29 protein-coding genes and 2 pseudogenes are annotated in these 26,351 nt (G+C 39.6%); 10 read left to right on the top strand and 21 right to left on the bottom strand.

Going from position 1 to position 26,351, the window contains the following annotated elements:
- The 3 genes and pseudogenes from HMPREF0014_RS22040 to HMPREF0014_RS22030 all read right to left on the bottom strand — a co-directional run.
- Positions 1–390: pseudogene (locus tag HMPREF0014_RS22040) on the bottom strand (IS5-like element ISAba27 family transposase); the annotation flags it as partial.
- Between the two features lie 159 nt (positions 391–549).
- Positions 550–1,470 (bottom strand): DMT family transporter, encoded by a 921-nt coding sequence (locus tag HMPREF0014_RS22035; protein WP_002054284.1) that lies wholly within the window; start codon positions 1,468–1,470, stop codon positions 550–552.
- Between the two features lie 105 nt (positions 1,471–1,575).
- A complete protein-coding gene (locus HMPREF0014_RS22030; RefSeq protein WP_006581284.1) occupies positions 1,576–2,229 on the bottom strand; it encodes a TetR/AcrR family transcriptional regulator in 654 nt (217 codons plus the stop codon).
- Positions 2,230–2,363: 134 nt separating this feature from the next.
- Between HMPREF0014_RS22030 and HMPREF0014_RS22025 the strand changes: the two are divergent.
- The 4 genes and pseudogenes from HMPREF0014_RS22025 (at position 2,364) to HMPREF0014_RS22010 (ending at position 5,774) form a co-directional block, all read left to right on the top strand.
- Positions 2,364–3,577 (top strand): annotated as a pseudogene (locus HMPREF0014_RS22025) (MFS transporter).
- A gap of 21 nt (positions 3,578–3,598) precedes the next feature.
- Positions 3,599–4,363 (top strand): helix-turn-helix transcriptional regulator, encoded by a 765-nt coding sequence (locus HMPREF0014_RS22020; RefSeq protein ID WP_006581282.1) that lies wholly within the window; start codon positions 3,599–3,601, stop codon positions 4,361–4,363.
- A gap of 121 nt (positions 4,364–4,484) precedes the next feature.
- On the top strand, positions 4,485–5,030 hold the full coding sequence (locus HMPREF0014_RS22015; protein ID WP_002054204.1) for a glutathione peroxidase: 546 nt from the start codon (positions 4,485–4,487) through the stop codon (positions 5,028–5,030).
- Between the two features lie 144 nt (positions 5,031–5,174).
- Positions 5,175–5,774, top strand: a complete 600-nt coding sequence (locus HMPREF0014_RS22010) for a hypothetical protein (protein ID WP_020992358.1) — start codon at positions 5,175–5,177, stop codon at positions 5,772–5,774.
- A 61-nt stretch (positions 5,775–5,835) separates the two neighbouring features.
- Here the strand turns inward: HMPREF0014_RS22010 and HMPREF0014_RS22005 are convergent, their stop codons facing one another.
- The 10 genes from HMPREF0014_RS22005 to HMPREF0014_RS21960 all read right to left on the bottom strand — a co-directional run bounded on the left by HMPREF0014_RS22005 (position 5,836) and on the right by HMPREF0014_RS21960 (position 14,012).
- Positions 5,836–6,255: a F0F1 ATP synthase subunit epsilon gene (locus HMPREF0014_RS22005; protein WP_006581280.1), complete on the bottom strand. Its 420-nt coding sequence runs from the start codon at positions 6,253–6,255 to the stop codon at positions 5,836–5,838.
- A gap of 17 nt (positions 6,256–6,272) precedes the next feature.
- Complete coding sequence (gene atpD, locus HMPREF0014_RS22000) at positions 6,273–7,667, bottom strand: F0F1 ATP synthase subunit beta (protein WP_002054158.1); 1,395 nt, start codon at positions 7,665–7,667, stop codon at positions 6,273–6,275.
- A gap of 30 nt (positions 7,668–7,697) precedes the next feature.
- On the bottom strand, positions 7,698–8,567 hold the full coding sequence (gene atpG, locus HMPREF0014_RS21995; RefSeq protein ID WP_002114131.1) for a F0F1 ATP synthase subunit gamma: 870 nt from the start codon (positions 8,565–8,567) through the stop codon (positions 7,698–7,700).
- A gap of 77 nt (positions 8,568–8,644) precedes the next feature.
- Positions 8,645–10,189, bottom strand: coding sequence for a F0F1 ATP synthase subunit alpha (gene atpA, locus HMPREF0014_RS21990; protein WP_002054271.1), 1,545 nt, complete (start codon positions 10,187–10,189; stop codon positions 8,645–8,647).
- Between the two features lie 46 nt (positions 10,190–10,235).
- Complete coding sequence (locus HMPREF0014_RS21985; protein ID WP_004705938.1) at positions 10,236–10,772, bottom strand: F0F1 ATP synthase subunit delta; 537 nt, start codon at positions 10,770–10,772, stop codon at positions 10,236–10,238.
- 12 nt (positions 10,773–10,784) lie between these two features.
- Complete coding sequence (locus HMPREF0014_RS21980) at positions 10,785–11,255, bottom strand: F0F1 ATP synthase subunit B (RefSeq protein ID WP_002054137.1); 471 nt, start codon at positions 11,253–11,255, stop codon at positions 10,785–10,787.
- Positions 11,256–11,293: 38 nt separating this feature from the next.
- The gene (gene atpE / locus HMPREF0014_RS21975) at positions 11,294–11,539 is read right to left on the bottom strand and encodes a F0F1 ATP synthase subunit C (protein WP_000424060.1); all 246 of its coding nucleotides are present in this window, start codon (positions 11,537–11,539) and stop codon (positions 11,294–11,296) included.
- 84 nt (positions 11,540–11,623) lie between these two features.
- On the bottom strand, positions 11,624–12,499 hold the full coding sequence (gene atpB, locus HMPREF0014_RS21970) for a F0F1 ATP synthase subunit A (RefSeq protein ID WP_002054274.1): 876 nt from the start codon (positions 12,497–12,499) through the stop codon (positions 11,624–11,626).
- A gap of 104 nt (positions 12,500–12,603) precedes the next feature.
- A complete protein-coding gene (locus HMPREF0014_RS21965) occupies positions 12,604–13,002 on the bottom strand; it encodes an ATP synthase subunit I (RefSeq protein WP_000084237.1) in 399 nt (132 codons plus the stop codon).
- A 170-nt stretch (positions 13,003–13,172) separates the two neighbouring features.
- Positions 13,173–14,012 (bottom strand): zinc ABC transporter substrate-binding protein, encoded by an 840-nt coding sequence (locus tag HMPREF0014_RS21960; protein ID WP_004711044.1) that lies wholly within the window; start codon positions 14,010–14,012, stop codon positions 13,173–13,175.
- Between the two features lie 127 nt (positions 14,013–14,139).
- On the opposite strand from HMPREF0014_RS21960, the gene HMPREF0014_RS21955 reads away from it, so the two are divergent.
- Genes HMPREF0014_RS21955 through znuB form a run of 3 tightly spaced genes read left to right on the top strand, consistent with a single transcriptional unit; the run spans position 14,140 to position 16,211 of the window.
- Entirely contained in the window at positions 14,140–14,637 is a 498-nt protein-coding gene (locus HMPREF0014_RS21955; protein ID WP_002054239.1) for a transcriptional repressor, read from the top strand.
- The gene (gene znuC / locus HMPREF0014_RS21950) at positions 14,610–15,398 is read left to right on the top strand and encodes a zinc ABC transporter ATP-binding protein ZnuC (protein ID WP_006581278.1); all 789 of its coding nucleotides are present in this window, start codon (positions 14,610–14,612) and stop codon (positions 15,396–15,398) included. The genes HMPREF0014_RS21955 and znuC overlap by 28 nt, the downstream gene beginning before the upstream one ends.
- A 3-nt stretch (positions 15,399–15,401) precedes the next feature.
- Positions 15,402–16,211, top strand: coding sequence for a zinc ABC transporter permease subunit ZnuB (gene znuB, locus HMPREF0014_RS21945; protein ID WP_006581277.1), 810 nt, complete (start codon positions 15,402–15,404; stop codon positions 16,209–16,211).
- Position 16,212: 1 nt separating this feature from the next.
- Here znuB and HMPREF0014_RS21940 read toward each other — a convergent pair whose 3' ends face one another.
- Positions 16,213–16,839: a LysE family transporter gene (locus HMPREF0014_RS21940; protein WP_006581276.1), complete on the bottom strand. Its 627-nt coding sequence runs from the start codon at positions 16,837–16,839 to the stop codon at positions 16,213–16,215.
- A gap of 157 nt (positions 16,840–16,996) precedes the next feature.
- On the opposite strand from HMPREF0014_RS21940, the gene HMPREF0014_RS21935 reads away from it, so the two are divergent.
- Entirely contained in the window at positions 16,997–17,917 is a 921-nt protein-coding gene (locus HMPREF0014_RS21935) for a Dyp-type peroxidase (RefSeq protein WP_020992357.1), read from the top strand.
- A gap of 45 nt (positions 17,918–17,962) precedes the next feature.
- On the opposite strand, the gene HMPREF0014_RS21930 is transcribed toward HMPREF0014_RS21935, so the two are convergent.
- On the bottom strand, positions 17,963–19,660 hold the full coding sequence (locus tag HMPREF0014_RS21930; RefSeq protein ID WP_000623106.1) for an NAD-dependent malic enzyme: 1,698 nt from the start codon (positions 19,658–19,660) through the stop codon (positions 17,963–17,965).
- 496 nt (positions 19,661–20,156) lie between these two features.
- Here HMPREF0014_RS21930 and argS point away from each other — a divergent pair, with 496 nt between their 5' ends.
- Together argS and HMPREF0014_RS21920 are read left to right on the top strand one after the other, a co-directional pair.
- Complete coding sequence (gene argS / locus HMPREF0014_RS21925) at positions 20,157–21,947, top strand: arginine--tRNA ligase (RefSeq protein WP_002054250.1); 1,791 nt, start codon at positions 20,157–20,159, stop codon at positions 21,945–21,947.
- 151 nt (positions 21,948–22,098) lie between these two features.
- Positions 22,099–22,722, top strand: a complete 624-nt coding sequence (locus HMPREF0014_RS21920; protein ID WP_006581274.1) for an SPOR domain-containing protein — start codon at positions 22,099–22,101, stop codon at positions 22,720–22,722.
- A 43-nt stretch (positions 22,723–22,765) separates the two neighbouring features.
- Here HMPREF0014_RS21920 and HMPREF0014_RS21915 read toward each other — a convergent pair whose 3' ends face one another.
- The 6 genes from HMPREF0014_RS21915 to HMPREF0014_RS21890 all read right to left on the bottom strand — a co-directional run bounded on the left by HMPREF0014_RS21915 (position 22,766) and on the right by HMPREF0014_RS21890 (position 26,321).
- On the bottom strand, positions 22,766–23,434 hold the full coding sequence (locus HMPREF0014_RS21915; protein ID WP_006581273.1) for a glutathione S-transferase: 669 nt from the start codon (positions 23,432–23,434) through the stop codon (positions 22,766–22,768).
- A 113-nt stretch (positions 23,435–23,547) separates the two neighbouring features.
- Positions 23,548–23,955, bottom strand: coding sequence for an OsmC family protein (locus HMPREF0014_RS21910; protein ID WP_002054254.1), 408 nt, complete (start codon positions 23,953–23,955; stop codon positions 23,548–23,550).
- Positions 23,952–24,899, bottom strand: coding sequence for a pirin family protein (locus HMPREF0014_RS21905; RefSeq protein WP_006581272.1), 948 nt, complete (start codon positions 24,897–24,899; stop codon positions 23,952–23,954). Before HMPREF0014_RS21905 ends, HMPREF0014_RS21910 begins: the two co-directional genes overlap by 4 nt.
- Before the next feature lie 164 nt (positions 24,900–25,063).
- Positions 25,064–25,369: a DUF3861 domain-containing protein gene (locus tag HMPREF0014_RS21900; protein ID WP_002054242.1), complete on the bottom strand. Its 306-nt coding sequence runs from the start codon at positions 25,367–25,369 to the stop codon at positions 25,064–25,066.
- 21 nt (positions 25,370–25,390) lie between these two features.
- A complete protein-coding gene (locus HMPREF0014_RS21895) occupies positions 25,391–25,780 on the bottom strand; it encodes a transcriptional repressor (RefSeq protein WP_020992356.1) in 390 nt (129 codons plus the stop codon).
- A gap of 13 nt (positions 25,781–25,793) precedes the next feature.
- On the bottom strand, positions 25,794–26,321 hold the full coding sequence (locus tag HMPREF0014_RS21890; protein ID WP_006581270.1) for a PadR family transcriptional regulator: 528 nt from the start codon (positions 26,319–26,321) through the stop codon (positions 25,794–25,796).
- Positions 26,322–26,351 lie beyond the last annotated feature (30 nt).

Genomic DNA, 26,351 nt, shown 5'->3' with positions numbered 1-26,351 from the left:
TTTTTTTTTCGGACGTTCTATTGAACATTCTGTCGCATCAATAATGACCCAGTTAAACTGTTCGTCTGCTGTGGTAATGCTTCGTTTTGGCAGAGTAAACCGTCTTGATTTCATCAATGCATCTTCAACCTTTTTAATGGTTCGATTCACATTACTTTCAGCGATATGGTAATTTGCAGCCAACTCCAATTGAGTGCTGTAATTCCGTAAGTAATTGAGTGTTAATAATAATTGATCCTCTATAGCTAAAGTATGAGGACGCCCAGATTTCTTTTTAAGTGATTCTACTTCTTTTAAAACTTCGATCATTTCACTAAAAACTGGTCGAGGTACACCAACCAAGCGCTGGAATTCAGAATCTGAAAAACGATTTAATTTCTGATATCTCATGAAATTTAGATTGAGGTGGTTTTTACTTTCGCAAGAGGTCTATTACACAATATTTTTATAAATATATTTATAAATCATATAGAAAAGCTTGGATTAACAAAAAAATTGGCATATTTTCATTACTTTTTTTAAAAATATGCCATAGTTTTTTTATTATTCTTAATTTTGCTCTGGCAGGAGATCTGATTTTTTAGATTTAACCTTCTTTTGTGCCATGATAATACCCACGAGAATCATAATTCCACCGAAAGTATGATAGATCGTCCACTGCTCAGATAACCAGAGGCTTGCAATAATGGCTGTGAACACTGGTACAAGGTTCATAAATATACTGGTTCTATTTGGCCCGATTTGTTGTACAGCTAACATCCAAACTAACGGCGCAATTAAAGAAGCAAATACACCGGCATAAATTGCACTTGGCGCATTTTGTGCATTTAAGCCATCAAGACCAAACCAGAAAATTAAAGGTAAATGGAACAGCACAGAAAACCCTATCTGGACATATAAGCTCGTCATAATTGGAAGTGGAAGCTGCCATTTCTTTAAGAAAACCCCATAAAATGCATAGAAGAATACAGCAACAATCATGAGCGCATCACCAAGGTGTCCGCCACCACTTAATAGCTTATTAATATTTCCTTGGGACATGACATATAGCAAACCCGCAAAAGATAAAATACTACCAAAAACAGCAAAACGATTAGGTACATCTTTTAAAATCGCAAGAGAAACAAAAATAGTAAAAATCGGAATAAAGGCATTAACAATACCCATATTAGTTGCACTGGTATAATGAGCTGCCGTATAAGCAAGGCCTTGATAAAGCACCATCCCAAATGCACTTAACACAGCAAGCTTAGGTAAATAGGGTATTACTATTCGTCTTTGTCTCCAAACAGATATAAACATAAATGGAGTCAAAATAATAAAGGCAATTAACCACCGATAAAAGCTAATACTTACCGGAGAAATATAGTCCGAGACATAGCGGGTGACTACAATATTTAAAGACCAAATCAGTACTGCCAGAATGGGAAAAATAAATGCCCATTTGTGATATTTCATGACCTGACTCATAGTAATACACCATCTACAAAAGAGATTTTATTTTGAAGAATGTCTTAATAAATTGAAATATCGCATTTCCGACATTGATATTGAACTTAGGACATCATTAATTTTTTAAAATAATGTCCAAGCTTTCATGGCATGTTCTACCACTTTATGTAGTTGCTCAGTGGTCGCGCCATCTCTCGCTTGAATAGTCAGTCCTTGAATAACAGTAGCATAGAAGTCTGTCATTTCTTGTAGAGGAGCATTAGCTGATAAATCACCCTGCTCTACACCTTGTTCCAAACGTTTTAATAATTTTTCTTTAGTTTTTATACGCTTATCTAATAGATTTTGCTGGACCTCTTGTGTCGCATCAGAGCAATTCATAGCTGCAACCACCAACATACAACCTGCTGGTTTATTGGGTTGAACCAATCGTTTTACATTGTCATAAAGATACAACTCAAAAGCAATTTTTGCAGTTTTTGCTTCTAAAAAGATCGTTTCAATAGGACATGCTTCATGAGCTAAGTAATAATCAATACTTTTATAAAACAAGCCTGCCTTATCACCAAAAGTACTGTATAAACTAGGCGCCGTAATTTCTAAAGCCTGCGTTAAGTCACTAATAGACGTTGCTTCATAACCATGTTCCCAAAAAAGCAACATAGCCTTCTCTAAAACTTGCTGTTCATCAAAGCATTTAGGGCGTCCACGCTTCTTTTTCAGCGTATCTTCATTAACCATAAGATCTGTTTCATGCCTATTTGTCATAAAGATCACATCTATTTTTATAACAATCGTTATTAAATTAATTGACGTTCGATTTTTTATCAACTATTTTATTTTCATAATGATCGTTAGTTAATTAAAAATTGCCTTTCTTCACTCTAAATTTAGCCAAGTAAGGATTTATTATGGACCAATCTACTACCTCTAAACCGCGACCCATGACTTCCACACAAGGGAGCTGGTTTGCTATTTTGGCGGTTGCCATTGCAGCATTTGCATTAGTAACAAGTGAATTTTTACCGGTTGGTGTTTTAAATAGCGTTGCAGCTGATTTACATATTTCTGTCGGTACCGCTGGTCTTATTATTACTGTACCTGGCATTATGGCAGCCATTGCGGCCCCTCTATTACCTGTTTCAGTAAAACAACTTGACCGTCGTTACGTGCTTATTTTACTGACTGCAATTATGGTGATTGCCAATACCATTACTGCTTTTGCTGAAAACTTTCATGTTTTATTATTGAGCCGCTTAATTTTAGGTATCTCAATCGGTGGCTTTTGGGCCACGGCTATTGCGTTAAGCGGCAAGCTGGCACCTGCACATTTGCCTATTGCTAAAGCAACTGCCGTAGTCATGGCTGGTGTAACCTTTGCGACTGTATTAGGGGTTCCGATTGGAACTTGGCTAAGCGAGTTTTATGGATGGCGTAGTGCATTTGGTATTACCGCTGCGATCGGCCTTGTTGTACTCGTCCTTCAGCTTATTTTCTTACCAAAACTTTTACCAGAATCAGCCATTCATATTCGTGATTTACCTGCTCTATTACGTACGCCCAAAGCACGTAGCGGTATGCTTATTGTTTTATTAATTGGTCTTGCTCATTTCTGTGCCTACAGTTATTTAGCGCCTTTTTCAAGAATATTGCAGGGTTCAATGGCACCACTATTAGTTCATTATTATTGCTTTACGGAATTGCTGGTATCTTTGGAAATGCATTTGCAGGATATAGTGGCAACTTAAATGTTCGTTACACACTCGCATTTGTTGGGACATGTTTTGCAATCGTATTTTTTGGCTTCCCTATCTTTGCTATTCATGAATTTGGTGCCATCGTTCTTACTGCGCTATGGGGCTTCGCATTCGGTGCCTTTCCTACCTCTGCCAATATTTGGATGTTTGTACACGCACCCCATGCTGTAGAAAAAGGTATGCCGCTTTTTGTTGGCATGTTTCAAGTCATGATTGCTACAGGTTCATTATTAGGTGGTTATGTAGTTGATCATTTCAATGAAAATACTTTAATTTATGGTGTATTAAGCTTCGTTGCTTTAGCATTAATTAGTACATTTACCTTTGCCAAAGGCTTAAATAATCCTAAAGCGACTTGTGAAAACTAAAATATTATTCAGAGTAAGTAGATGAAAAATGAGGACCAACAATTTTCTTTATTGAATGATATAGAAGTTCATGAGTTTCTATATGAAAAAGAAGATATTGTTCGTCCTCATGCTTCACTTTGGGGAGATTTTAATTTCAGTTTGAATGGTATTTTGGAAATGCAGGTAGAAGAACAAATTTATTTGTCACCTCCAAGCTATGGACTTTGGATTCCACCTCAAACTGTTCATCAATCTACTCATATCGATCATGAAATTCACTATATTTGTATCCGCCTCCACCCTCGTTTATGTTCTATTTTAGGTAATGTCTGTAAGTGCTTTAGCATTCAGCCTTTCTTTCGAACTCTAGTTTTACAAATTCTGGAACAGCAAAAACAAAATGGAAAACCTGAATATTTAGTACACCTTCTGCAAGTTTTATTCGATCAATTACAGCAAGCCACCGCATATTCTCATTATTTGCCACAAACACGACATCCTGTTTTATTGCCAATTTTGGAAAAGCTTTCAGACCCCTTGTTTTTTAATCAATCTTTACAACAATTACTGCAGAATTTTTCTGTCAGTGATCGCCATTTATTGCGCTTAAGCCAACAAGAATTACAACTTTCTTTATCGGAATGGCGTAATAGAGCTAAAATTGTTTATGCCATCCATCAAATTCGACAAGGTATACCCATTAAACGTTTAGCATACGATTTAGGTTACCAACACAGTTCCAGTTTTATTGAATTTTTTAAAAGATATACAGGTCAAACACCTGTTCAAATCAGAAACAATTAGATCGCAGACAGTTTTTTCTTCTCTTTTTATTTTTTGAACACGAATATTATTGCACTCCTCAAGAATAGCAGTTAAAACAAATGCGTTACTTGATATCAATTACAATCTTCAGGAAAGACACATGACTCAATCTGTATACCATATTCCAGTAAAAGCTATTTCAGGCGAAACGGTTGACCTTGACCAATATAAAGGTAAGGTTTTATTAATCGTAAACACAGCATCTAAATGTGGTTTAACTCCACAATACGAAGGTTTAGAAAAGCTTTATCAAGCGAAAAAAGATCAAGGTCTTGAAATCTTAGGTTTCCCTGCAAATAACTTCAAAGAACAAGAGCCTGGTTCAGATGAAGAAATCCAACAATTCTGTTCATTAAACTACGATGTTCATTTCCCGCTTTTCTCTAAAATTTCTGTAGCAGGTGCAGATAAACATCCTCTTTATCAGGCACTGACAACAGCTCAACCAGAACGCATTGGTGATGGCCCTTTCCGTGAGCGTTTAGAAGGTTTAGGCATTCCAACAAACCCTGCTCCAGAAGTATTATGGAACTTTGAGAAATTCCTCATCAATAAAAATGGTGAAGTTGTTGCTCGTTTTGCGCCAAACTTAACAGCAGACGATGAACAAATTGTAAAAGCAGTTGAAGCTGAACTCGCTAAATAATTTTTAGCGCAATTTAAGAAAAAAGAGTGCTACGGCACTCTTTTCATTGTCTGGTCAAAATGTTGTTCATTTGCAACAATACCTTATTTCTACATATTTTATGCATATAGTACGCACTTGCTTTACTTGGTATTGTTTGTAGTTATGAAAAAAGTTTTACAAGGCGCATTTTTTCCATTTGTGATTTTTGCTTCAGGTATGTTGTTACTTGGATGCGATCAGGCACAAGACCATGCTAAGGAACAAGAATCTGCTCAAACCAATGACGAAGTATCAGAACAAGCAGATGATTCTCAACAAGAAATCGTACCTGCCAAAAATAAAGCTGAGTTAAAAAGCGGTAATGTTTTTTATATCGTTCGTGATGCAGCTAACTTACAGTTAAAGGCAGGCGACTATATTGAAAAGCTTAAAGACACTCAACTTGATGTTGAACAAGCCATCCAAGATAAAGATCAACAAGAACTAAAAACAACTGTGACCACTTTAAAACAGCAGTTAAAAGGCTTAAATCAAGCACTATTGACTTTAGATATAAGAAGTCAGGAAGTTGAAAATATTCGCCAAAACTTACTACAAGCAAACCAACAAGCTTTAAGTATGCCTTTATTAAATGGGAAATTAGAACAAATTGATTTCGACCAAATTGAGAAGCAACTCAATACCATCCAAATGGATATGGTCAAACTTGCTGCACTGATTATGGCAGGAGATGAAAAGTCTGATTCAAAAACTGATTCTTAATTTTCTTTCTAGCAATAAAAAAAGCCACCTTGCGGTGGCTTTTTCAATCTCGAACCGCGTCTTATTGAGCGCGGTTTCTGATTTTACGGATTGTTTCAAGCTGGCCTGAGATCTCTGAAAGAGATGCCAAAGCAGCAGCTGAGTCCAAATCACTCTTTTGGTTTGCAAGCAATTGTTCAGCATTTTTACGTGCTTCTAAAATTGCAGCTTCATCCAAATTGTCAGCACGGATTGCAGTATCTGCAAGAACCGTTACAACATGAGGTTGAACTTCTAAAACACCGCCAGATACATAGACGATTTCTTCTGTACCATTTTCCAACAGAACACGAATCGGGCCCGGTTGAAGCAAAGTTACAAGTGGAGCGTGACCTGGCAAAATACCAAGTTCACCACCTGCACCTTTCGCGATTAACATCGTCACTGCGCCAGAGTAAATAGACTCTTTAACACTTACGACATCACATTGCATAGTCGCCATGAGATGATCTCCTTAAATTAGAGTTTCTCAGCTTTAGCAATCACTTCGTCAATACCACCAACCATATAGAACGCTTGTTCTGGGATGTGATCGTATTCACCAGCTAATAGACCTTTAAAGCCACGAATCGTTTCTTTAAGTGGTACTAATTTACCAGGAGCACCAGTAAATACTTCAGCTACGTGGAATGGTTGAGAGAAGAAACGTTGGATTTTACGCGCACGGTAAACAACCAATTTATCTTCTTCTGCCAATTCATCCATACCCAAGATTGCGATGATGTCTTTAAGCTCTTTATAGCGTTGCAATACGTTTTGTACTGCGCGCGCAATTTCATAGTGCTCTTGACCAACAACTAATGGGTCTAACTGACGTGAAGTTGAGTCAAGTGGATCGATCGCTGGGTAAATACCAGAAGATGCGATATCACGGCTCAATACTACTGTTGCATCTAAGTGAGCAAATGTAGTCGCAGGCGATGGGTCTGTTAAGTCATCGGCAGGTACGTATACTGCTTGGATCGAAGTGATCGAACCAGATTTAGTAGACGTAATACGCTCTTGAAGAACACCCATTTCTTCTGCAAGTGTAGGTTGGTAACCTACCGCAGATGGCATACGACCTAACAATGCTGATACTTCAGTACCCGCAAGTGTATAACGGTAGATGTTGTCGACGAATAATAATACGTCACGACCTTTACCATTTTCGTCTTTTTGATCACGGAAGTATTCAGCCATAGTCAAACCAGTTAACGCTACGCGTAAACGGTTACCTGGTGGCTCGTTCATCTGACCGTAGACCATTGCTACTTTGTCAAGAACGTTAGAATCTTTCATTTCGTGATAGAAGTCGTTACCTTCACGAGTACGCTCACCAACACCAGCAAACACAGATAAACCTGAGTGTGCTTTTGCGATGTTGTTGATCAATTCCATCATGTTAACGGTTTTACCAACACCCGCACCACCGAATAAACCAACTTTACCACCTTTTGCGAACGGGCAAAGTAAGTCAATTACTTTAATACCAGTTTCTAAAAGATCAGTAGAAGCTGCTTGTTCAGCATAAGAAGGCGCTTGACGGTGAATCGGCAAACGTTCTTCAGTCGCAACAGGACCTGCTTCATCGATAGGACGACCTAAAACGTCCATGATACGGCCAAGAGTGGCTGTACCAACTGGAACAGAGATCGGTGCGTTTGTGCTAGTTACAGTAAGACCACGTTTAAGACCTTCTGTAGAACCCATTGCGATGGTACGAACAACACCATCACCAAGTTGTTGCTGAACTTCTAAAGTAGTTTCAGTACCGTCAACTTGGAGAGCGTCATAGATCTTAGGAACGCTTGTGCGCTCAAACTCGACGTCGATAACCGCGCCGATGATCTGAATGATACGACCGCTACTCATTGCTGTCTCCTCAATTCAAACTTAATAATGTTAAACGGCAGCGGCACCGCCAACGATCTCGGAAATTTCCTGAGTAATCGCGGCTTGACGCAGCTTGTTGTAAATGAGTTGTAGGTCTTTAATCAATTGTCCTGCGTTGTCTGTCGCTGCTTTCATCGCGACCATACGAGCTGACTGCTCACATGCAACGTTTTCAATCACACCTTGATAAACCATAGACTCGATATAGCGAACCAACAAACCATTTAACAATTCTTCTGCTTCTGGTTCGTAGATATAATCCCAACCATAAGTACGGTTGAGGTCATCGCCTTCTTCTGCTGGTGCTAAAGGAACAAGTTGTTCTACTTTAGGCTGCTGAGTCATTGCATTAACGAAGCCATTTGATACGAGATAGATACGATCTAATTCGCCCTTATCAAATGCATCAAGCATAACTTGCACTGAGCCAGTTAACTGTTCCAAACTCGGCGCATCGCCAAGTTGGGTAGTTGCACCAAGCACTTTACCGCCGTAATTCTTAAAAAACGAAACCGCTTTTTGACCAATTAAAGCAAATTCAACTTCAATTGACTGCTGTTGTTGTGCTTTGACATGCTGCACAACTTTCTTGAACAAGTTAATGTTCAAGCCACCTGCCAAACCACGATCTGAAGACACTACGATATAGCCAACACGCTTAACTGGGCGGTCAACCATATAACGGTGTTTATATTCAGGGTTTGCTTGTACCAAGTGAGCAATTACACGGCGCATATTATCGGCATACGGACGGCCTTGAGCCATGCGCTCTTGCGCACGACGCATTTTAGAAGCAGCTACCATTTGCATCGCGCGAGTAATCTTTTGCGTGCTCTTGATACTAGCTACTTTGGCGCGAATTTCTTTTAAATTTGCCATACGCTTAACCTAGTATTCGAAAGCCCTTTCGAGCTTCCGAAGGTTGATCCGTGAACCAAACTTAACTAAAACTGAACTTAGTAAGTTTGAGTCGCTTTAAAGCTTTCAATACCTGCTTTGATTGCTGCTTCGATGTCTTTGTTGTAATCACCAGTTTCATCGATTTGTTTCATCAACGGAGCATATTCAGAACGGAAGTAAGCAATTAACGCAGCATCAAAGTCTACGATTTTCTTAACTTCTACGTCAGCCATATAGCCTTCGTTAGATGCATAAACAGAAACAGCTTGGTCAGCAATTGAGTAAGGAGCATATTGTTTTTGCTTCATTAACTCAGTTACGCGTTGACCATGTTCAAGTTGCTTACGAGTTGCTTCGTCAAGGTCAGAAGCAAACTGAGCAAACGCAGCCAATTCACGGTATTGTGCTAAAGCAGTACGGATACCACCAGACAATTTTTTGATGATCTTAGTTTGAGCAGAACCACCAACACGAGATACAGAGATACCCGCGTTCACAGCAGGACGGATACCTGCGTTGAATAATGATGTTTCTAAGAAGATCTGACCGTCAGTAATCGAAATTACGTTCGTTGGTACGAATGCAGATACGTCACCTGCTTGAGTTTCAATAATTGGCAATGCAGTTAAAGAACCAGTTTGACCAGTTACTGCGCCATTAGTGAATTTCTCAACGTATTCAGCAGATACACGAGAAGCACGTTCAAGAAGACGTGAGTGAAGATAGAATACGTCACCTGGATACGCTTCACGACCTGGTGGACGACGTAAAAGCAATGAAATTTGACGGTAAGCAACAGCTTGCTTAGACAAATCATCATAAATGATAAGAGCGTCTTCACCGCGGTCACGGAAGTATTCACCCATTGTACAGCCAGAGTACGGAGCTAAGTACTGCATTGCAGCAGGATCAGCAGCCGCAGCAGCGACAACAGTTGTATACGCCATAGCGCCAGTTTCTTCTAGCTTACGTACAACGTTTGCAATTGTTGATTGTTTTTGACCAATCGCAACGTATACACACTTAATGCCAGAGTTTTTCTGAGCGATAATCGCATCGATCGCCATTGCTGTTTTACCAGTTTGACGGTCACCAATAATCAACTCACGCTGACCACGACCCACAGGAATCATGGTATCAACTGATTTATAACCAGTTTGAACAGGCTCGTCTACAGATTGACGCCAAATTACGCCCGGTGCTACTTTTTCAACAGCATCAGTTAATTTTGCATCAATTGGGCCTTTACCATCAATTGGGTTACCCAAAGCATCTACTACACGGCCAAGAAGTTCAGGACCAACTGGAACTTCTAAAACACGACCTGTACAACGAGCTTTTTGGCCTTCTTGAAGGCTTAGGTAGTTACCTAAAACAACGGCACCCACTGAATCCTGTTCTAGGTTCAGTGCCATACCAAATAAGCCGCCGTCGAATTCGATCATTTCACCGTACATTGCATCAGCAAGACCGTGAATACGCACGATACCGTCGGATACCATAACAATGGTACCTTCGTTTTTAGCGGTCGCGCTGGTGTCCAGATCTCCGATACGCTGTTTAATGAGCGCACTGATCTCGGATGGATTCAGTTGTTGCATTGCGCTATTCCTCAATCTTTTATTAGTTCAGTCTTCATCATTTGCATTATGCAAGAAGACGAGTACGCATTTTTTCAAGCTTGTTAAGCGCAGAATCATCTATCACTTGATCGCCTGCACGAATAACCACACCTGCAATCAAAGCAGGATTAACTTCGACAGAAACATTAACTGCTGCCTTGAAGCGTTTTTCTAACGCATGTGCAAGCAATTGTTCCTGAACAGAAGTTAACGGAAACGCCGATTCAATCACGACATCAACCGTATTGTTATTCTGTGATTTAAGCTGTTCATATTCTGCTGCAATTTCAGGTAACAACACTAATCGATCGTTATCTGCAAGAAGTGTCAAAAAGTTAGACACTGCTTGAGATTGATCTTCACCTAAAACTTTAGCAAAAAGCTTCACTTGCTCCGCAGGAGTAAGTTCAGGGCGATTTAAATAAGCGGAAAATGCTTCGTCTTGCACCGCAGCACTGAGCACTTGTAACGCATTCGACCAATTGTCTGTTGCACCTTGCTCAGAAGCATAAGCAAATGCTGCTTTGGCATACGGACGTGCCAACGTCAAGAGTTCAGCCATAATTCGCCTCGCTTAAAGTTTAGCAGCCAGCTGAGACAGCATGGCGTTATGAGCTTCTGCATCAACTTGTTGGTTCAGGATCTTTTCTGCACCAGTCACTGCCAAGGCAGCTACTTGTTGACGTAATTCTTCGCGAGCAGAATTGATCTCTTGATCAACAACTTCTTTAGCTTGTTGACGAATACGCTCACCTTCAGCCGCAGCTTGAGTACGAGCTTCTTCGATCAATTGCGCTGCACGACGGTTCGCTTGTTCGATCAATTGAGCCGCTTGTGCTTTAGCTGCATCAAGCTCTTGCTTCACTTGCGCTTGTGCATCGGCAAGGTCAGCTTTCGCTTTTTCTGCTGCATTTAAGCCATCAGCGATTTTACGCTGACGCTCACTAATCGCATTGATTAGTGGTGGCCAAACAAACTTCATGCAGAATGCGACAAAAAACGCAAACGCAATCGCTTGACCAATCAATGTGAGGTTGATATTCATTGCAATTCCTCAAATAGTGGATTTCGGAATTAAGCTGATTAACCTACAAATGGATTAGCGAAGATGAAGAACAAGCCAATACCAACACCGATCATAGGCACAGCATCAAGAAGACCCGCGATTAAGAACATACGAGTTTGAAGTTGTGGAGCTAATTCTGGTTGACGAGCTACAGCTTCTAAAAAGCGACCACCCAAAAGACCAAAACCAATCGCAGTACCCAAAGCACCGAAAGCGATCAAGATAGCAGATGCAATTGCAACTAGACCTAAAGTGAGTTCCATGAAAAATTCCTCAGAGGTTAGGTTATTACCAAATTAAATTAAAAAAATTCAGCCCAACCATCATTTGATAGTTAGGCAATACCATTAATGTTTTTCGCTTGCCATGCTCAAGTAAACGATGGTAAGCATCATAAAGATGAATGCCTGCAACGTGATTACAAGAATGTGGAAGATCGCCCAAGGCACAGATAACGCCCATTGAATCCAGAACGGCAATAATGCGATCAGGATAAAGATTAACTCACCGGCATACATGTTACCGAACAGTCGGAGAGCCAATGAAATAGGACGAGCAAGGAATGTTACCAATTCCAAAATCAAGTTCACTGGAATAAGCAACGCTTTTGCAACTGGATTACTTGGGTTAAATGGGTTAAGTGCCAACTCGCCTACGAAACCACCAACACCCTTCTCGCGGATGCTGTAGAACAAGATAAGTACAAATACAGATAAAGACATACCAAGGGTAATGTTTGGATCTGTAGATGGAACGATCTTGAAGTAAACGTGGTGAGGGTCCATGCCAAATACGTGAGCACCAACAAATGCAGCAACTTGAGGAATCCAGTCAACTGGAATCAAGTCCATTAAGTTCATGAGGAAAATCCACACGAAAATAGTGAGTGCAAGTGGAGCAATTAAACGTGATTTGCCATGAAAAGTATCACGAACACTTGAGTCAACAAACTCAATGATCATTTCAATTGCAGATTGGAATTTTGTTGGAACGCCAGCTTTCGCAGTTTTCGCAACCATCCAAAACAACAAACAGAAAATCACACCAAGGCCAATTGACCAACCCATTGAATCCAAGTGAATTGCAGTGAACCCCATCGAATGAGCTTCTTCAGCAGTCTCAGCCAATTTCCATGTACCGTCTGGCATTTTGCCATAGGTCATATTGGTCAAGTGATGCTTGATATACTCTGTCGAAGTGAGGGCATGTTCTTCAGCAGCCATAAATCACACCTGGTCAATGTCAATTACTAAAAAGAAGGGAAACGAACATCGGCGTACTGTCGATATCTCGCCACCCTCCAAAAAATCTTCAATTCTTCTTGTTTCTATACTCGTTTTTGTAGACGTGAAACCCAAAAAGGAGCAACCCACGACATCGCTTGAACGAGGATAAAACCAAACAGCAATGCTAACGGTGATAAAGGTTTAACATTGCTCAAAATCAAAATAAATCCAACGATCATAATTGCAAATTTGCCTAACATGCCCCTATACATGTTAGACAGCACTTGTTTAGATGCTCTCGCACCTGCCGTCCTGAAGGATTGCCACGCAAAATAACTGGTAGCAAGCCAGCAGACCAATGCACCAAGTGCCGCACTTAATGCTGCTGTCATGTCTTTTATGCTCCACGCCACAAGTGCGGAAACAGGGATCATGCATGCTTGTAAGAAGACCAAAGCTTTTGCTAATCGTCGGTCAATCAAGCGACTAGTTTGGCTCATTATTTATCCACTCACAGCATAAATGCTTGACAAGTTTAGCTGATGATCGCTTTTAATCGCAGGCATTATAGAGTTACACCCCTGAACATGCAATCTTTTCCCGACTTTAGTCGGGGTTTTTCGTGACAGGTGGTGCTGACGCTACAGTCAGCCTTTGTTTACTTTTTATCTTACTTTTGCGTATTTAATACACATTTATCTGTTTTTATCGCCAGTTTCTTCCATGCTGTTACAAAATCGTCCTCATTATTCATACTTTCATCAACGGGTTGGAAGGTAATACTGCCCAGTTTCTGATATTGACCTTTTGTTGTGAAACTTTCAGCAAGTAAACACATCTGAGGTTTTGGTCGATTATCATTAAGATATTTAATTTGAGCTGCTGTAGGTGCAACATGCGGGTCATCCGTTAAAGCACCTGCAAACTTTAAATTAAGCGAGCGTTCCAAATACTGATAAGCATCATGATAAGACCAATATGGTTTCCCATTACTTGAGCTATCGTAAGCTTGAGCTGCCTGTAACATATTCCGGGCAAATATATTGGCATTATTCCAATACTTTGCTTTGTTTTCGGGATGCTGCTGTGAACGCAAAGCTGCAATAAAAAAGCCAATCCGTACTGCATTGTTTGGCTCCAACCACACATGCGTATCCACAGTATTTGGTAAAGCAGCACCACGCGTATTACGCTGCGGCAAAATAGAAAGAATACCACTGTCTAATAAAGAAATTGCTTTCTTATTGTTACTCAGCAGTTTGTTTAGCGGAGCTTCATGAGCCTTTCCTAACCAAATCACCAAAGAGGCATCATTGATTGCTTTACGATGTGCCGGGGTGAGTTGTACGTCATGTCCACTTTGGCCCTGAAGCAATAATTGAGGTTCTTCAACACCTTTGGTAATTTCTTTTGCAATCAAATAGATTGGGTGTGTAGAGACAACCAAACCCTGACTCCAACCTAGCGTACTCAAAAGAGAGAACATACTGAAAACAAAAACGCGGAACATGACAGACCATCAATTAGTAATAGCTCGAAGCATGTTATAATATAACAAAGTTACAAAAATACCTAAGATTAATCGAATGAAGCATCGCTTCATGCTAATATTCCATTAAAAATTTGAGGTTATGTCTATGAGTTCTTGCACGCATGAACATCATGATTCTTTGCATGGTGTACATGATCACCATAATGTCGCAAGTCGTTTAGCTGAAGCAGAAACTTTATGTTCTGCAGTTGGCGCACGTCTTACGCCTTTACGTAAAGAAGTTCTTGAGCTCATTTTAAATGCTTCAGGTCCAATGGGTGCGTATGACTTATTAGCACGTATTAAAAGTCAGACAGATCGCCCTGCCGCTCCGCCTACTGTTTATAGAACTTTAGACTTCTTATTAGAAAAAGGTCTAATCCATCGCTTAACATCTATTAATGCTTATATTCCATGCTGTCATCCACGTGAAGGACATCAAGCTGCATTCTTAATTTGCACCGAATGTCACACTGTTAAAGAAGCATCTTCACAAGGTCTAACTCAACAACTCGACCAACTTGCAGCTTTAGATGATTTCACAGCACAACACAGCATTATTGAAATTTCGGGGAAATGCCAGCAGTGCCGCACAGCTCGCTAAATCCTGTATTAATACAACTTGAACAGGTTTCTGTTCGCCGTGATGATCGGGATATATTAAAAAAAGTCGATTTTGATCTGCACCAAAATGAAATTGTGACCTTAATTGGTCCGAATGGTGCGGGTAAGTCGACTTTAATTAAAGTTCTACTTGGTATTTTAAAGCCAAGTAGCGGACGTGTCATAAGCGATAAAAAACTAAAAATGGCTTATGTCCCTCAAAAATTTAATCCCTCTCATAGTCTTCCTTTACGTGTTCAAGATTTATTAAATCTTGAAAAGTGTAGCCCAGCCCTTCGTCAGGAAATTATTCAAGACACCGGTATTGCAAAGTTACAACAATCAAAAGTTCAACAACTTTCCGGTGGTGAACGTCAACGCGTACTATTGGCACGCGCTTTACTTAGAAAACCAGATATTCTCGTTCTTGATGAACCGATGCAAGGTCTAGATATTCAATCTGAAGCTGAGCTTTATGAATATGTGCGTAGTCTGCCGGAGCGTTATGGATGCGCCATCTTAATTGTTTCCCATGACCTACAATGGGTTATGCAAGGCACGCATAGAGTTGTTTGTTTAAACAAACATATATGTTGTAGTGGATTACCCGAAAATATTCAGCAGCATCCTGAATATCAGGCAATATTTGGCACCCAGCGAGTCTTTTATCAACACCATCATGACCACTGTGCGCATGGTGATGCGGCACACCCCTGCCCTCACAATAGTAGACCTCACATCCACCCAGAACCGGAAGCTTAAGCCATGATGGAATGGTTACAATTATTGTTGCCCGCATGGATTATGGGAACCCTATTGGTCTTTTTGACCGCACCACTTGGTTGTCTCATGCTATGGAGACGTATGTCTTTTTTTGCAGACACCATGGCACATGGAACCTTACTTGGGGTAGCAATTGCTGGTGCTTTAAGCCTTCCCCTCTGGCTTGGCGTGGCAGGTACGGCTATTTTATTAGTCGCTATTTTATGGGCACTACATGACAATCGTTTACCAAACGATGCTTTGCTTGCCCTATGTTCAGCAACATTACTATGTAGTGGCCTACTGTTTATTCAGCATGTTCCAAGTTTAAGACCGGAGCTTTTAAGTTATTTATTCGGTGACTTACTGAGTATTGACTGGCCAGACCTACCTGTTTTCACATTAATTATTGCTATATCACTAGCAATTCTTTATCGCTTTTGGCAACCTCAAATTCAAATTGCAATTGATCCGGACATTGCGATTAGCGAAGGTGTGAATGCGAAGTGGCAGCGTCTTATCTTCATGTTACTGCTAGCCTTATTTACAGTATTAGCTTTACGTGCAGTTGGTTCACTTTTAATGGGAGCACTACTGGTTATTCCAGCATTGAGCGCCCGATTACTCGCTCACTCACCAAAGCAAATGGTTATTTGGGCTTTTGTTTTAGCTCAACTCGGTGTCAGTGTTGGCCTATGGTCAAGCGCAGCACTTAATATCTCGACTGGCCTCAGTATTGTTTTATGTATGGCTTTAAGTTTTGCTCTTATTTTTATGGTTCAAAAAATCAAAAATCAAACTCAAGCGGCCTAAATCAGGCTGCTTGATGAACCGTACTTAACAATAATGCTGCGCAACTAAACATGACAGCAAAACCACGGTTCAAATATTTTTGCTGTTTAGGCGAACGAAGTAGTCTTAAAACTTTTGACGCCAGCCCTGTATATCCAGCCATTACAATCAAATCAATCGTAACCATAGTGGCTGCCATAATTAGATATTGTATCCATTGAGGTTTGTTTAAATCTAAGAACTGAGGCAAAACTGCCAATAAAAATACAATCGCTTTAGGGTTACTGATATTGACCACAAATCCATTTAATAGCAGAGCAGAAACAGATTTATCCTTTTTTTCATGTTGAATTTCTATGTCTTTTACTGGTGCAGTCCACTGCAAATAGGCTAAATATAATAAATACGCTACCCCAAACCACTTAACAGCCTGAAAAGCTAATGGTGTCGTTGCGAATAGAACACCTACACCCGCCGCCACAATCATGATTTGAATTAACAAGGCGATTTGCAAGCCAATTGCATTCCAGTAGCCATGTCTAAAGCCATAATTTAAGCCGCTCGACATAGAAGCAATCGCCCCTGCTCCCGGAGAAATACTAATGACCCAACAGGCCAACATATAAGCAAACCAAACTTGCAAAGACATAGCGAAATAGATGATAAAAGTGGAATTATACCGTTTTATAAAACTATCGTGGCGATAATTCAAACAATAAAATCAATAAATAGACTACTAACGTCTCTTCGCATCAGGCACAATAATTGAAGCTCATACTAAATTATAATTGAGGAGAGATCTTCTAATGACTGCTCAATCTGTCATTTTGCCATTACCATCTGATCATGCCCGTTTTATTGTTCTTCGTTTAAAAGATTTAACAATTGCTGAATTAAAAGAACAACTCGAAGCTTTATTCGAAACACGTGACCGTCTCATTACTCAACATTCAGACGCACAAATTAAGACAGCAGTCGCTTTTGGTCCAGAACTTTGGAAGCAACTTTACAGTCAATCTCCTGCTGGTTTTAAACAACTTGAACCAGAAAATGGCGCATTCAATATGCCAGTCGTACCAGCTGATGTGCTTATCCACATTGCCAGTATGCGTTCAGATATCTGTTTTGCATTAAGCCAAGCATTTTTTGAAGGTATTAAAGATAAAGTTGAGGTTCTGGATGAGCGTGTTTGCTTCCGTTATTTTGATGGTCGCGATATTACTGGCTTTATAGATGGTACTGAAAACCCTCAATTTCCAGACGACCGCGCAGAAACCGCCCTCCTCCCAGAAAGTGCTGGAGCATTTGCAGATGGTAGTTTCATCTTTGCGCAGCGCTATGCACACGACTTGGAAAAATGGAAAAAACTTAAAGTCGACGCACAAGAAAATGTCATGGGCCGTACCAAGCTTGAATCTATTGAATTAGATGATGACGTTAAACCAGAAAATGCCCATGTCGCTCGTACTGTCGTTGAAGATGAGGAGGGCGAAGAAATGGAAATCCTACGTCATAGCTTACCTTACGGTGACGGTCGAGGTGATCAAGGCTTATTCTTCATTGCCTACACCAAAGACCTGAACATTATTGATGCGATGTTAAAGCGTATGTTTGGTACAAGTGGCGATGGCATTCATGACCGCTTACTGCACTTCGTGACACCACTAGACGGCGCATATTACTTTGCACCAAGTGAAGAATTGCTAGAAGAAATTTTAGAGGATTAAAAGATAAAAAGAGGAGCTTAAGCTCCTCTTTTTATCTTCTCATTCTTAGAAAGGAATACGCTTATATTTACGGTATTCTGGTTTCCAGAACGATTGATCAATCTTCTGCTTAAGCAAATCATCACTAATGGTCACAGCCACACCATCTGCCATTGCAGCTTTTGCCACTTCAAATGCAATCACTTTAGACACTTGTTGAATCTCGCCTAAAGGTGGTAATAAATCCGCTTGTGGATCTTTGAGCAACGGTGAACAGTCTGCTAAAGCACTACTTGATGCCATAAGCATGTTTTCTGTAACGCGTTTAGCGCCTGATGCTACTACACCTAAACCAATACCAGGAAAGATGTATGAGTTATTGCACTGCGAAATATTGTAAAGCTTGCCGTGATGATTTACAGGTGCAAATGGACTACCCGTTGCAATTAATGCCTTTCCTTCAGTCCACTCCACAATATCAGCTGGTACAGCTTCCACACGTGAAGTCGGGTTAGATAACGGCATCACAATTGGTCGTTCACAATTGGCAGCCATGGTCTTAATAATTTCTTCAGTGAATAGGCCCGGCTGACCAGAAACACCGATTAATACTGTAGGCTTGGCATTTTTAACAACATCAAGTAGTGAAATCACTTCTTCAATGTTGCCCCATTGGTCTACTACTTCAGCTTTCTGAGCTAATTTACGCTGGAAGTCTAATAGGTTCGGCTGATTTTCAGTGATCAAACCAAAACGATCTACCATGTAAACACGAGCACGTGCTTCAGCATCGGTTAGACCTTCTGAAACCATTTGTGCAACGATTTGCTCCGCAATACCACAACCCGCTGAACCCGCACCTAAGAAAGCAATTTTCTGATCTTTTAATTGTTTACCTGCTGCACGGCTTGCAGCAATTAGACTACCAACAGAAACCGCTGCTGTTCCTTGAATGTCATCATTGAAACAACAAATTTTATCGCGATATTTTTCTAAAAGTGGCATCGCATTTTTTTGTGCGAAATCTTCAAACTGGATGAGTGCTTTTGGCCAACGACGTTTTACAGCTTCAATCACCATATCTACAAATTCATAATACTCATCACCACTAATACGTGGTTGACGCCATCCCATGTAGATCGGGTCATTTAATAATTGAGGGTTATTCGTCCCTACATCGATTGTGATTGGCAATGTGTACGCAGGGCTAATACCACCACATGCGGTATAAAGCGAAAGTTTCCCAATTGGAATACCCATGCCGCCAATGCCTTGATCACCAAGACCTAAAATACGTTCACCATCCGTAATCACGATGACTTTAACGTTATTTTTATTAACGTTCTGCAAAATATCATCAATCACATCGCGATCTGGATATGAAATAAAAACACCACGATGACGGCGATAGATATCAGAGAAACGTTGACATGCCTCACCTACGGTCGGCGTGTAAATAATTGGCATCATCTCTTCAAGATGATTTTCAATTAAATGGTAGAACAGAGTTTCGTTGGTATCTTGGATATTACGTAAATAGATGTGCTTATTAATATCATCATTGAAAGCGCAATATTGCTGATAAGAGCGTTGGCTTTGCTCTTCAATAGTTTCAATAATATGTGGAAGTAACCCGTGTAAGTTAAAGTTACTTCTTTCTTCTTGAGTGAAAGCGGACCCTTTATTTAAAAGGGGTAACTCTAAAAGTGTATAGCCTGCATAAGGGATATAAAGTGGGTGTTTACTTGGGTGTCCTGATATCATTGCCTATCTCATTTTCCAGCTTAGAACTCCGAAAAGTACAGTTTCAGCACTCTCTAAAGCTCGTTGTATGCGTAAGCTTAAGACTATTTAATACAAAATAGGTATTTTAAACCGTGATATTGAAATTGAATACTATTTAGAAAAAACATACAGCAAAATTAATATTAAAAATTAACTACTTACATTTTTCATCTTTTTTAAAATTATTCTTAATTAACTCTATATCTGACTTAAAATCTTATATTTTCTTACTAGCTTACATTTTCATAAAAAATACCAAGTGTTTTACTACCTTATAATTTAAAAAATATTGCCTACAAAGCCTGTATTTACGTATTTTCAGAATTGAATCACATTCATTTTTTAATATTTACAAAAAAAATAGTTATATGGAGCTTCAAGAAAGAAATTAAATGAAAGCGTTAAATGCACTCCCCTAACTCATAGGAAATTTGCTATATTTGACGTTTTTCTGCGACATCTATTTTCGATTGATATGAATACGGCAATACAAGCAGCTCTCGACCATGCAGTGCAAACCCTTCAGCAAGAAGGTGTGCTTCCTTCGGATTGGAATAATTCAAGCAATTTAACGCGCACCAAAGACCGAAGCCATGGCGACTTTGCTTCTAATATTGCCATGATCGGCTCTAAAGCTGCTGGTATGAAACCACGCGATTTAGCTGAGAAAATTCTAGCAGCATTACCAGAAGTTGCAGACATCAGCAAAGCTGAAATCGCAGGTCCTGGTTTTATCAATTTCTTTTTAAATGCAGACCAACGTTTTGCGATTCTTGACCAAATTCAAGCTCAAAAAGAAAGCTTTGGTCGTAGCCAATCAAATGCAGCTAAAAAGATTCAGGTTGAATTTGTTTCTGCAAACCCGACGTCTAGCCTACACGTAGGTCATGGTCGCGGTGCTGCTTATGGTATGACTGTTGCAAACTTACTTGAAGCAACAGGTGCTAAAGTTGATCGCGAATATTACGTAAATGATGCTGGCCGTCAAATGGATATTTTGGCGACTTCTACCTATTTACGTTATTTAGAATTATTGGGTCAAAATCTTGTATTCCCAAAAAATGCTTATCAAGGCGACTATGTTAAAGAGATCGCCCAAAGCATTATCGACAAAGATAACAATGCATATGTTCGTGATGTAGCAGACGTCTATAAAGATGTACCAGAAGATGTGCAATATGCTGAAGAGCTAGATAGCGAAGGCAACAAAGTCGTGTTATCTGGTGATAAAGAAAAGCATATTGATGGCCTTATTGCCAACTCACAGCAGTTATTAGGTGAAGGCTACCGTGTTTTCCATCAAGCAGCTCTTCATGCCATTTTAGATGACATTAAAGATGACCTTGCTGACTTCGGCGTAACCTTTAACCAATGGTTTAGCGAAGCGTCTCTTAGCGCAAAAATTGACGAAGCGTTGGAAACACTTGATCAACGTGGCTTCTTGTATGAAAAAGATGGCAACATCTGGTTTAAATCGACTGAATTTGGCGATGAAAAAGACCGTGTTGTTAAACGTCGTAATGGTCAAACGACTTACTTCGCATCTGACATTGCATACCACTTAAATAAACTACAACGTGGTTATACCGACCTTGTTGATATTTGGGGTTCTGACCACCACGGTTATATCTCTCGCGTAAAAGCTGCGATTGATGCAATGGGTTATGACTCGAAAAAATTAACTGTTCTTTTAGTTCAGTTCGTAAGTTTATGGCGCGGTGGTGAGATGGTCCAAATGTCATCTCGTTCGGGTCAGTTCGTGACTTTACGCGACTTACGTAAAGAAGTTGGTAACGATGCTGCACGTTTTTATTATGTAATGCGTAAGAGCGAACAACACATTGACTTTGACCTTGACCTTGCTGTGTCACAAAGTAAAGATAATGCGGTGTATTATATTCAATATGCTCATGCACGTATTTGCCGCATGTTAGAAAAAGCAACAAGCACTGGCTTACAATTTGAAGTAAGTGCAGCTCGTTCACATGCTGCGCGCTTGTCACTTGATGCAGAAACTGAAATTCTTGCTAAACTAGCTGCATATCCAGACGTTGTATTACGTGCTGCTAATGCGTATGAACCACATCAAGTAGGTAACTACTTAAAAGAATTAGCTGCGCTATTCCACGGTTGGTACAATGAGCATAAAGTTCTAAGTGATGATGCTGAACTTACACAAGCACGCTTATTACTTTCAATCAACGTACAACAAGTACTGCGCAATGGCTTAGAATTACTCGGTGTTTCTGCACCTGAAGCCATGTAAGTTCATGTTGGGGTATTTGGCAAAGTCATATACCCCTTCGTGTTGCAAGAAATAACGCTTTGTAAGGACTTCACCTATACAAAGCGATGTTTTAAAGTAAACGAGAACTAAACTCGAAATAAAACAATCAAAAGACAGAGGAATAATCCACGTGTTTGGCAAAACGCAACGCGGTGTATCTGAAAGACCTAATAAGCCTAAAAAGCCTTTAATTCCTAAATGGTTAGGGACACTTGTCGCTATTTTAGCGGTCTTATGTATCGCAGTAGTGCTCATGCTTTGGAAACCGTGGCAACCTGTTTCTTCAAAAAACCAGATTACTTCTGACCACTACAAAGAAGAAGAAACCAATAAAGATTACCGTTTTTACGATTTATTACCTCAACAGCAAGTTACCCCTATTCCGGAACAGGCTATTCCAGAAAGTAAAAACCAAGGTACTGCTATGATTGTTGAGGCACCTAGTACTGCTCAACCTGCTGCATCAGAATCTGTTGCTAATACTGATGACAATACTGACTCTACAGCTGCTGTATCTCAACAACCAAATTATATTTTACAAGTCCGTAGCTATGCTGACCCAGATCAAGCAGATGCTCGACGTGCAGAGATCATTTTAAATGGCTTATCAGCTGATGTAATTAAAAGCTCAGAAAATGGTAAGACGTGGTACCGTGTTATTTCTGGTCCATACGATACCCAAGAAGCTGCTCTTGCTGCTCAGCAAACCTTACAGCATAGCGGCATTGACTCTATCGTAATTAAACGCAAATAAAGATTAAGTAATAAAAAAGGAACAAATATTTGTTCCTTTTCTTTTATATATCAGCACAATTTCTTTCGTTTGATCCCAAACCTTTCTGTCTTGCTTTTTGAAATGCTGGTCTTTGCTGAATCCGATGCAAAAATGCTTGAATATGCGGATATTTGCCTTGAAGACGGGACTGTAGAGCCTCTAATGGAAAGCTCATTTGAATATCGGCAAATGAAAAATCCCCTGCAAAATACTCATGCTCAGACAAGTAGTGTTCTAAAAAACTAATATGATCTTTCATACGTGGACGAACAAAATTTGCTTTAACCCCTTCTGTAATTTTCTTTGCTACAGGTTGAATTAACCAAGGTACATGTTTATTCACGTTATTCATCACTAGAGTCATGACCAATAAGGGCATAAGTGAACCTTCGGCATAGTGCATCCAGTAAATATACTGCTGCAAATCCTGAGCTTGCTTAGGTTTAAACTGCTGATTTTGATCATAACGTTGCTGCAAATACTCTAAAATAACAGCTGATTCTGCAATAACTTGCTCATCGTCTGTCAAAATTGGCGCCTTGCCGAGCGGGTGGATACATTTCAAAGTTTCTGGTGCTGAATAGTTGGGAAGACGTTGATAATAATGAATATCATAATCTAAGCCTAACTCTTCTAAAGCCCATAAAATCCGAAACGATCGCGAACATTCCAGGTGGTGTACACTAATCATGATACTGCCTACTTTTATTTTTCTTTTTTACATAAAAAACAGCATGTGAACATGCTGTTTTATTCCATTTGTGGGATGGATATAAAATCATCCACCGCAACAAAATAGCATTTTTATGCTGCAACAAGCACAGTATGAATGTCTAAACTACGTAACAAAGTTTTAGTTACTGGCGTTTTACTACATACCGTTAAGATTTTTTGTTGAAGCTCTTCGTTCGGCAACTCTTTAAAAACAATACGACGCTCGATATGTTCTTCATGCTCACGATTGGTATGAAAATCAATTTCAACCGAAAACTCACCAAAGTCATAATCTTTATGCTTTGCATACATTCTTAAAGTAATGAGTGTACAAGCTGCCAGACTTCCAGTCAGCAAGTCATAAGGTGCTGGACCTTGATCATGACCTTCTAACTTTTCTGGCTCATCACAAAAGTATTGATGGCGGCCACTGGTAATCTCACCCTTCCACTGTTCAGCAAGTGGCTTTGCTTTACTGCTCGCGATTACTGCTGTCATTTTGATGCTCTCATTTGATCTGGAAGAACTGGGGCTTCTAAACGTGCGCCAACATAATCGGGAATTTCGCCAAAACGTACATCATGATTAATCCACTGCTCACGCGCTTCTTTTAAATCATCCATAGTACGTGCAACAAAGTTCCACCATAATAAGATTGGAGTTTCAAAAGGTTCACCACCAATTAATAACACACGGTTCCCTTTCTTTACTTCAATCTCAATTTCACTTAAACCCGTATCTAATACCACCATATTGTCAGCAGTAAGTTCATGCCCATTCACATGAGCAACTCCATCTAATGCCATAAAACCATATTCAAACTCAGGATTTAATGGAATACGTGTTTTAGTATCACGGGTAGCAATTAAATCAACACCTATTAATGGTGTATGCACCACGACTGGAGAAGTCGTCTCTAAATATTTACCCACAAGTACAGTAAATTCTAGACCATCTTTTTCAACAACAGGCAACTCAGGATAATGTTCAAATTTCGGATCCATATTGCGCTTATGATCAGGTAAAGCAATCCAGAGCTGCGCAGCATGCATTTGGGTTTCAGTATCAGGTGCAACTTCTGTATGAGAGATACCATGACCGGCTGTCATTAAATTAACTTGTTTAGGACGAATTAATTGTTTTGAACCTAAGCTATCGGTATGCATCATGGTGCCTTCAATCATCCACGTGAAGGTTTGCAAACCAATATGCGGGTGCGGACCCACATCTAAACCATTACCTGCAGGAAATGTTACTGGGCCTGCATGATCCAGAAAACACCACGCCCCAATCATTCGCTTTTGTCGACTAGGTAAAGCCCGCTTAATCACCGTCCCCTGTCCAATTTCAGCAGAGCGAATTGGAAATTCCTGAATGAATTGATTGGCAAATTTCTCGCAATCCTTTGAATCAGAAATATCGTAATCGTTATTATTGCTCATGATATTACTCTCTTTTACCTATGCTTTTGCAATGAGTTGTTATACTGATCTTAACAATACACTCATTATTCAATATAGTCTTTTAGTAATACACAGGGTCTTATGAATGAGACAATCGATTTTTAATTATAAAACAGAAAATAATTAAAGCTGCTTTAAGCAGCTTAAGATGATTGAGTTTTAACGAGCTGTTTTAGATTTTTCATAAATTGCCCGAACTGGGGAAAGAACTCTTGAAACAGTGGATGGTCCCGATTTTCCAACATGACTTCACTAAAAAGTTTTAGACCAACTCCAAAAGATTTCGTAGTTTGATCATCGAAAAATTCTGCGTTCTTTAACTTTTCAACAATCTCAAAAATGTCATCATGATTACCAGTATAGAACTCGAGCCTTTCCGTATAGTTAGAAACTTCGCCTTTGGCATCTTTTAAATGTTGTACAGTAACGTGATATTGATGCTGTTTCATATATAAATTCTCTATTAAAAATTAATGGTTTTGGATAATTTCAATCTGCTTCAAGTCAACTTGAAATTGAGTAAATACAGATTGCAAACTCGCTAGAAATTGTTCTTGTTTCGCTTGTGTCAACTCTGCACAATAAATTTGTAGAAGTTGATTATTGGCTAACTCTGATAAATTAAATTTCGCTTCACCACGCTGAAATTGAGTATTTGAGATTAGGCCTGCTCCTTCCAAATCACTGACCACCCGATAAACTGTTGCCAAGCTCAACTTCTGTTTTTGGATATAGAGCTTTTGATAAATCTGTTTAACCGTTAAATCTTCCGCTTGCTCCTGAATTAAAGATAAAATAACAAGTCTTGGATGAGTGACTTTTAGGCCCGCTTCTTTGATTTTTTGCTGTAGCTCTAGCATGGCTTATCTCAACTTATAGACGCCCGATTGCAACCGCAGCCTGATCAATTTTTTCGGCAATTTGATAGATCTGCTCTTGCTTCAAGTCAGTAGTATTCAATTTCAAACGTAAGGCTGTTTTCAAATTTTCCATGGCGCGGTGAATTTCAATTAATTGATCATTACTGTGAATTTCACGTCTTAAGCGTAATTTTTCTAACAGTGCATTTAACTTATCTTTTTGTTCAGTTAAATAAGCCTCACCAAACTCCGTAATTTGATATTGTTTACGCTCTATATCTAACAAGTTAATTAGGTTCATTTCTTCCAGACTGGTTAAAGTCGGATAAATTGTTCCCGCACTAGGCGTATAGCCATCTCCTACCAAATCACTGATTTCTTTAATAATTTCATAACCATGCTTAGGACTTTTCTGAATAAGATGAAGGACTAAAAGTTTCATTCGTCCGGCTTCAAAAAGTCTCCCACGACGCCCCGAACGGTGATAGTCGTGGTGATGTTCATTGTGCTCAGTATGATGAAGTTCTGATTGTTGTCTCATCTTTGAAGGTTCTCTAATATGTTTAATTTA

The sequence above is a fragment of the Acinetobacter sp. RUH 2624 genome (genome assembly GCF_000162375.2).
In the GTDB taxonomy this organism is placed as follows: domain Bacteria; phylum Pseudomonadota; class Gammaproteobacteria; order Pseudomonadales; family Moraxellaceae; genus Acinetobacter; species Acinetobacter nosocomialis.
Note: the sequence above shows the minus strand (reverse complement) of the source record. Positions and strands in the feature narration are given on the sequence as shown.

What these genes read in the sequence shown, in the direction of transcription:
- HMPREF0014_RS22035 (WP_002054284.1), bottom strand. Translation starts at nt 1,470, where the DNA reads ATGAGTCAGGTCATGAAATATCACAAATGGGCATTTATTTTTCCCATT.
- HMPREF0014_RS22020 (WP_006581282.1), top strand. Translation starts at nt 3,599, where the DNA reads ATGAAAAATGAGGACCAACAATTTTCTTTATTGAATGATATAGAAGTT.
- HMPREF0014_RS22015 (WP_002054204.1), top strand. Translation starts at nt 4,485, where the DNA reads ATGACTCAATCTGTATACCATATTCCAGTAAAAGCTATTTCAGGCGAA.
- HMPREF0014_RS22010 (WP_020992358.1), top strand. Translation starts at nt 5,175, where the DNA reads ATGAAAAAAGTTTTACAAGGCGCATTTTTTCCATTTGTGATTTTTGCT.
- HMPREF0014_RS22005 (WP_006581280.1), bottom strand. Translation starts at nt 6,255, where the DNA reads ATGGCGACTATGCAATGTGATGTCGTAAGTGTTAAAGAGTCTATTTAC.
- atpD (WP_002054158.1), bottom strand. Translation starts at nt 7,667, where the DNA reads ATGAGTAGCGGTCGTATCATTCAGATCATCGGCGCGGTTATCGACGTC.
- atpG (WP_002114131.1), bottom strand. Translation starts at nt 8,567, where the DNA reads ATGGCAAATTTAAAAGAAATTCGCGCCAAAGTAGCTAGTATCAAGAGC.
- atpA (WP_002054271.1), bottom strand. Translation starts at nt 10,189, where the DNA reads ATGCAACAACTGAATCCATCCGAGATCAGTGCGCTCATTAAACAGCGT.
- HMPREF0014_RS21985 (WP_004705938.1), bottom strand. Translation starts at nt 10,772, where the DNA reads ATGGCTGAACTCTTGACGTTGGCACGTCCGTATGCCAAAGCAGCATTT.
- HMPREF0014_RS21980 (WP_002054137.1), bottom strand. Translation starts at nt 11,255, where the DNA reads ATGAATATCAACCTCACATTGATTGGTCAAGCGATTGCGTTTGCGTTT.
- atpE (WP_000424060.1), bottom strand. Translation starts at nt 11,539, where the DNA reads ATGGAACTCACTTTAGGTCTAGTTGCAATTGCATCTGCTATCTTGATC.
- atpB (WP_002054274.1), bottom strand. Translation starts at nt 12,499, where the DNA reads ATGGCTGCTGAAGAACATGCCCTCACTTCGACAGAGTATATCAAGCAT.
- HMPREF0014_RS21965 (WP_000084237.1), bottom strand. Translation starts at nt 13,002, where the DNA reads ATGAGCCAAACTAGTCGCTTGATTGACCGACGATTAGCAAAAGCTTTG.
- HMPREF0014_RS21960 (WP_004711044.1), bottom strand. Translation starts at nt 14,012, where the DNA reads ATGTTCCGCGTTTTTGTTTTCAGTATGTTCTCTCTTTTGAGTACGCTA.
- HMPREF0014_RS21955 (WP_002054239.1), top strand. Translation starts at nt 14,140, where the DNA reads ATGAGTTCTTGCACGCATGAACATCATGATTCTTTGCATGGTGTACAT.
- znuC (WP_006581278.1), top strand. Translation starts at nt 14,610, where the DNA reads ATGCCAGCAGTGCCGCACAGCTCGCTAAATCCTGTATTAATACAACTT.
- znuB (WP_006581277.1), top strand. Translation starts at nt 15,402, where the DNA reads ATGATGGAATGGTTACAATTATTGTTGCCCGCATGGATTATGGGAACC.
- HMPREF0014_RS21940 (WP_006581276.1), bottom strand. Translation starts at nt 16,839, where the DNA reads ATGTCTTTGCAAGTTTGGTTTGCTTATATGTTGGCCTGTTGGGTCATT.
- HMPREF0014_RS21935 (WP_020992357.1), top strand. Translation starts at nt 16,997, where the DNA reads ATGACTGCTCAATCTGTCATTTTGCCATTACCATCTGATCATGCCCGT.
- HMPREF0014_RS21930 (WP_000623106.1), bottom strand. Translation starts at nt 19,660, where the DNA reads ATGATATCAGGACACCCAAGTAAACACCCACTTTATATCCCTTATGCA.
- argS (WP_002054250.1), top strand. Translation starts at nt 20,157, where the DNA reads ATGAATACGGCAATACAAGCAGCTCTCGACCATGCAGTGCAAACCCTT.
- HMPREF0014_RS21915 (WP_006581273.1), bottom strand. Translation starts at nt 23,434, where the DNA reads ATGATTAGTGTACACCACCTGGAATGTTCGCGATCGTTTCGGATTTTA.
- HMPREF0014_RS21910 (WP_002054254.1), bottom strand. Translation starts at nt 23,955, where the DNA reads ATGACAGCAGTAATCGCGAGCAGTAAAGCAAAGCCACTTGCTGAACAG.
- HMPREF0014_RS21905 (WP_006581272.1), bottom strand. Translation starts at nt 24,899, where the DNA reads ATGAGCAATAATAACGATTACGATATTTCTGATTCAAAGGATTGCGAG.
- HMPREF0014_RS21900 (WP_002054242.1), bottom strand. Translation starts at nt 25,369, where the DNA reads ATGAAACAGCATCAATATCACGTTACTGTACAACATTTAAAAGATGCC.
- HMPREF0014_RS21895 (WP_020992356.1), bottom strand. Translation starts at nt 25,780, where the DNA reads ATGCTAGAGCTACAGCAAAAAATCAAAGAAGCGGGCCTAAAAGTCACT.
- HMPREF0014_RS21890 (WP_006581270.1), bottom strand. Translation starts at nt 26,321, where the DNA reads ATGAGACAACAATCAGAACTTCATCATACTGAGCACAATGAACATCAC.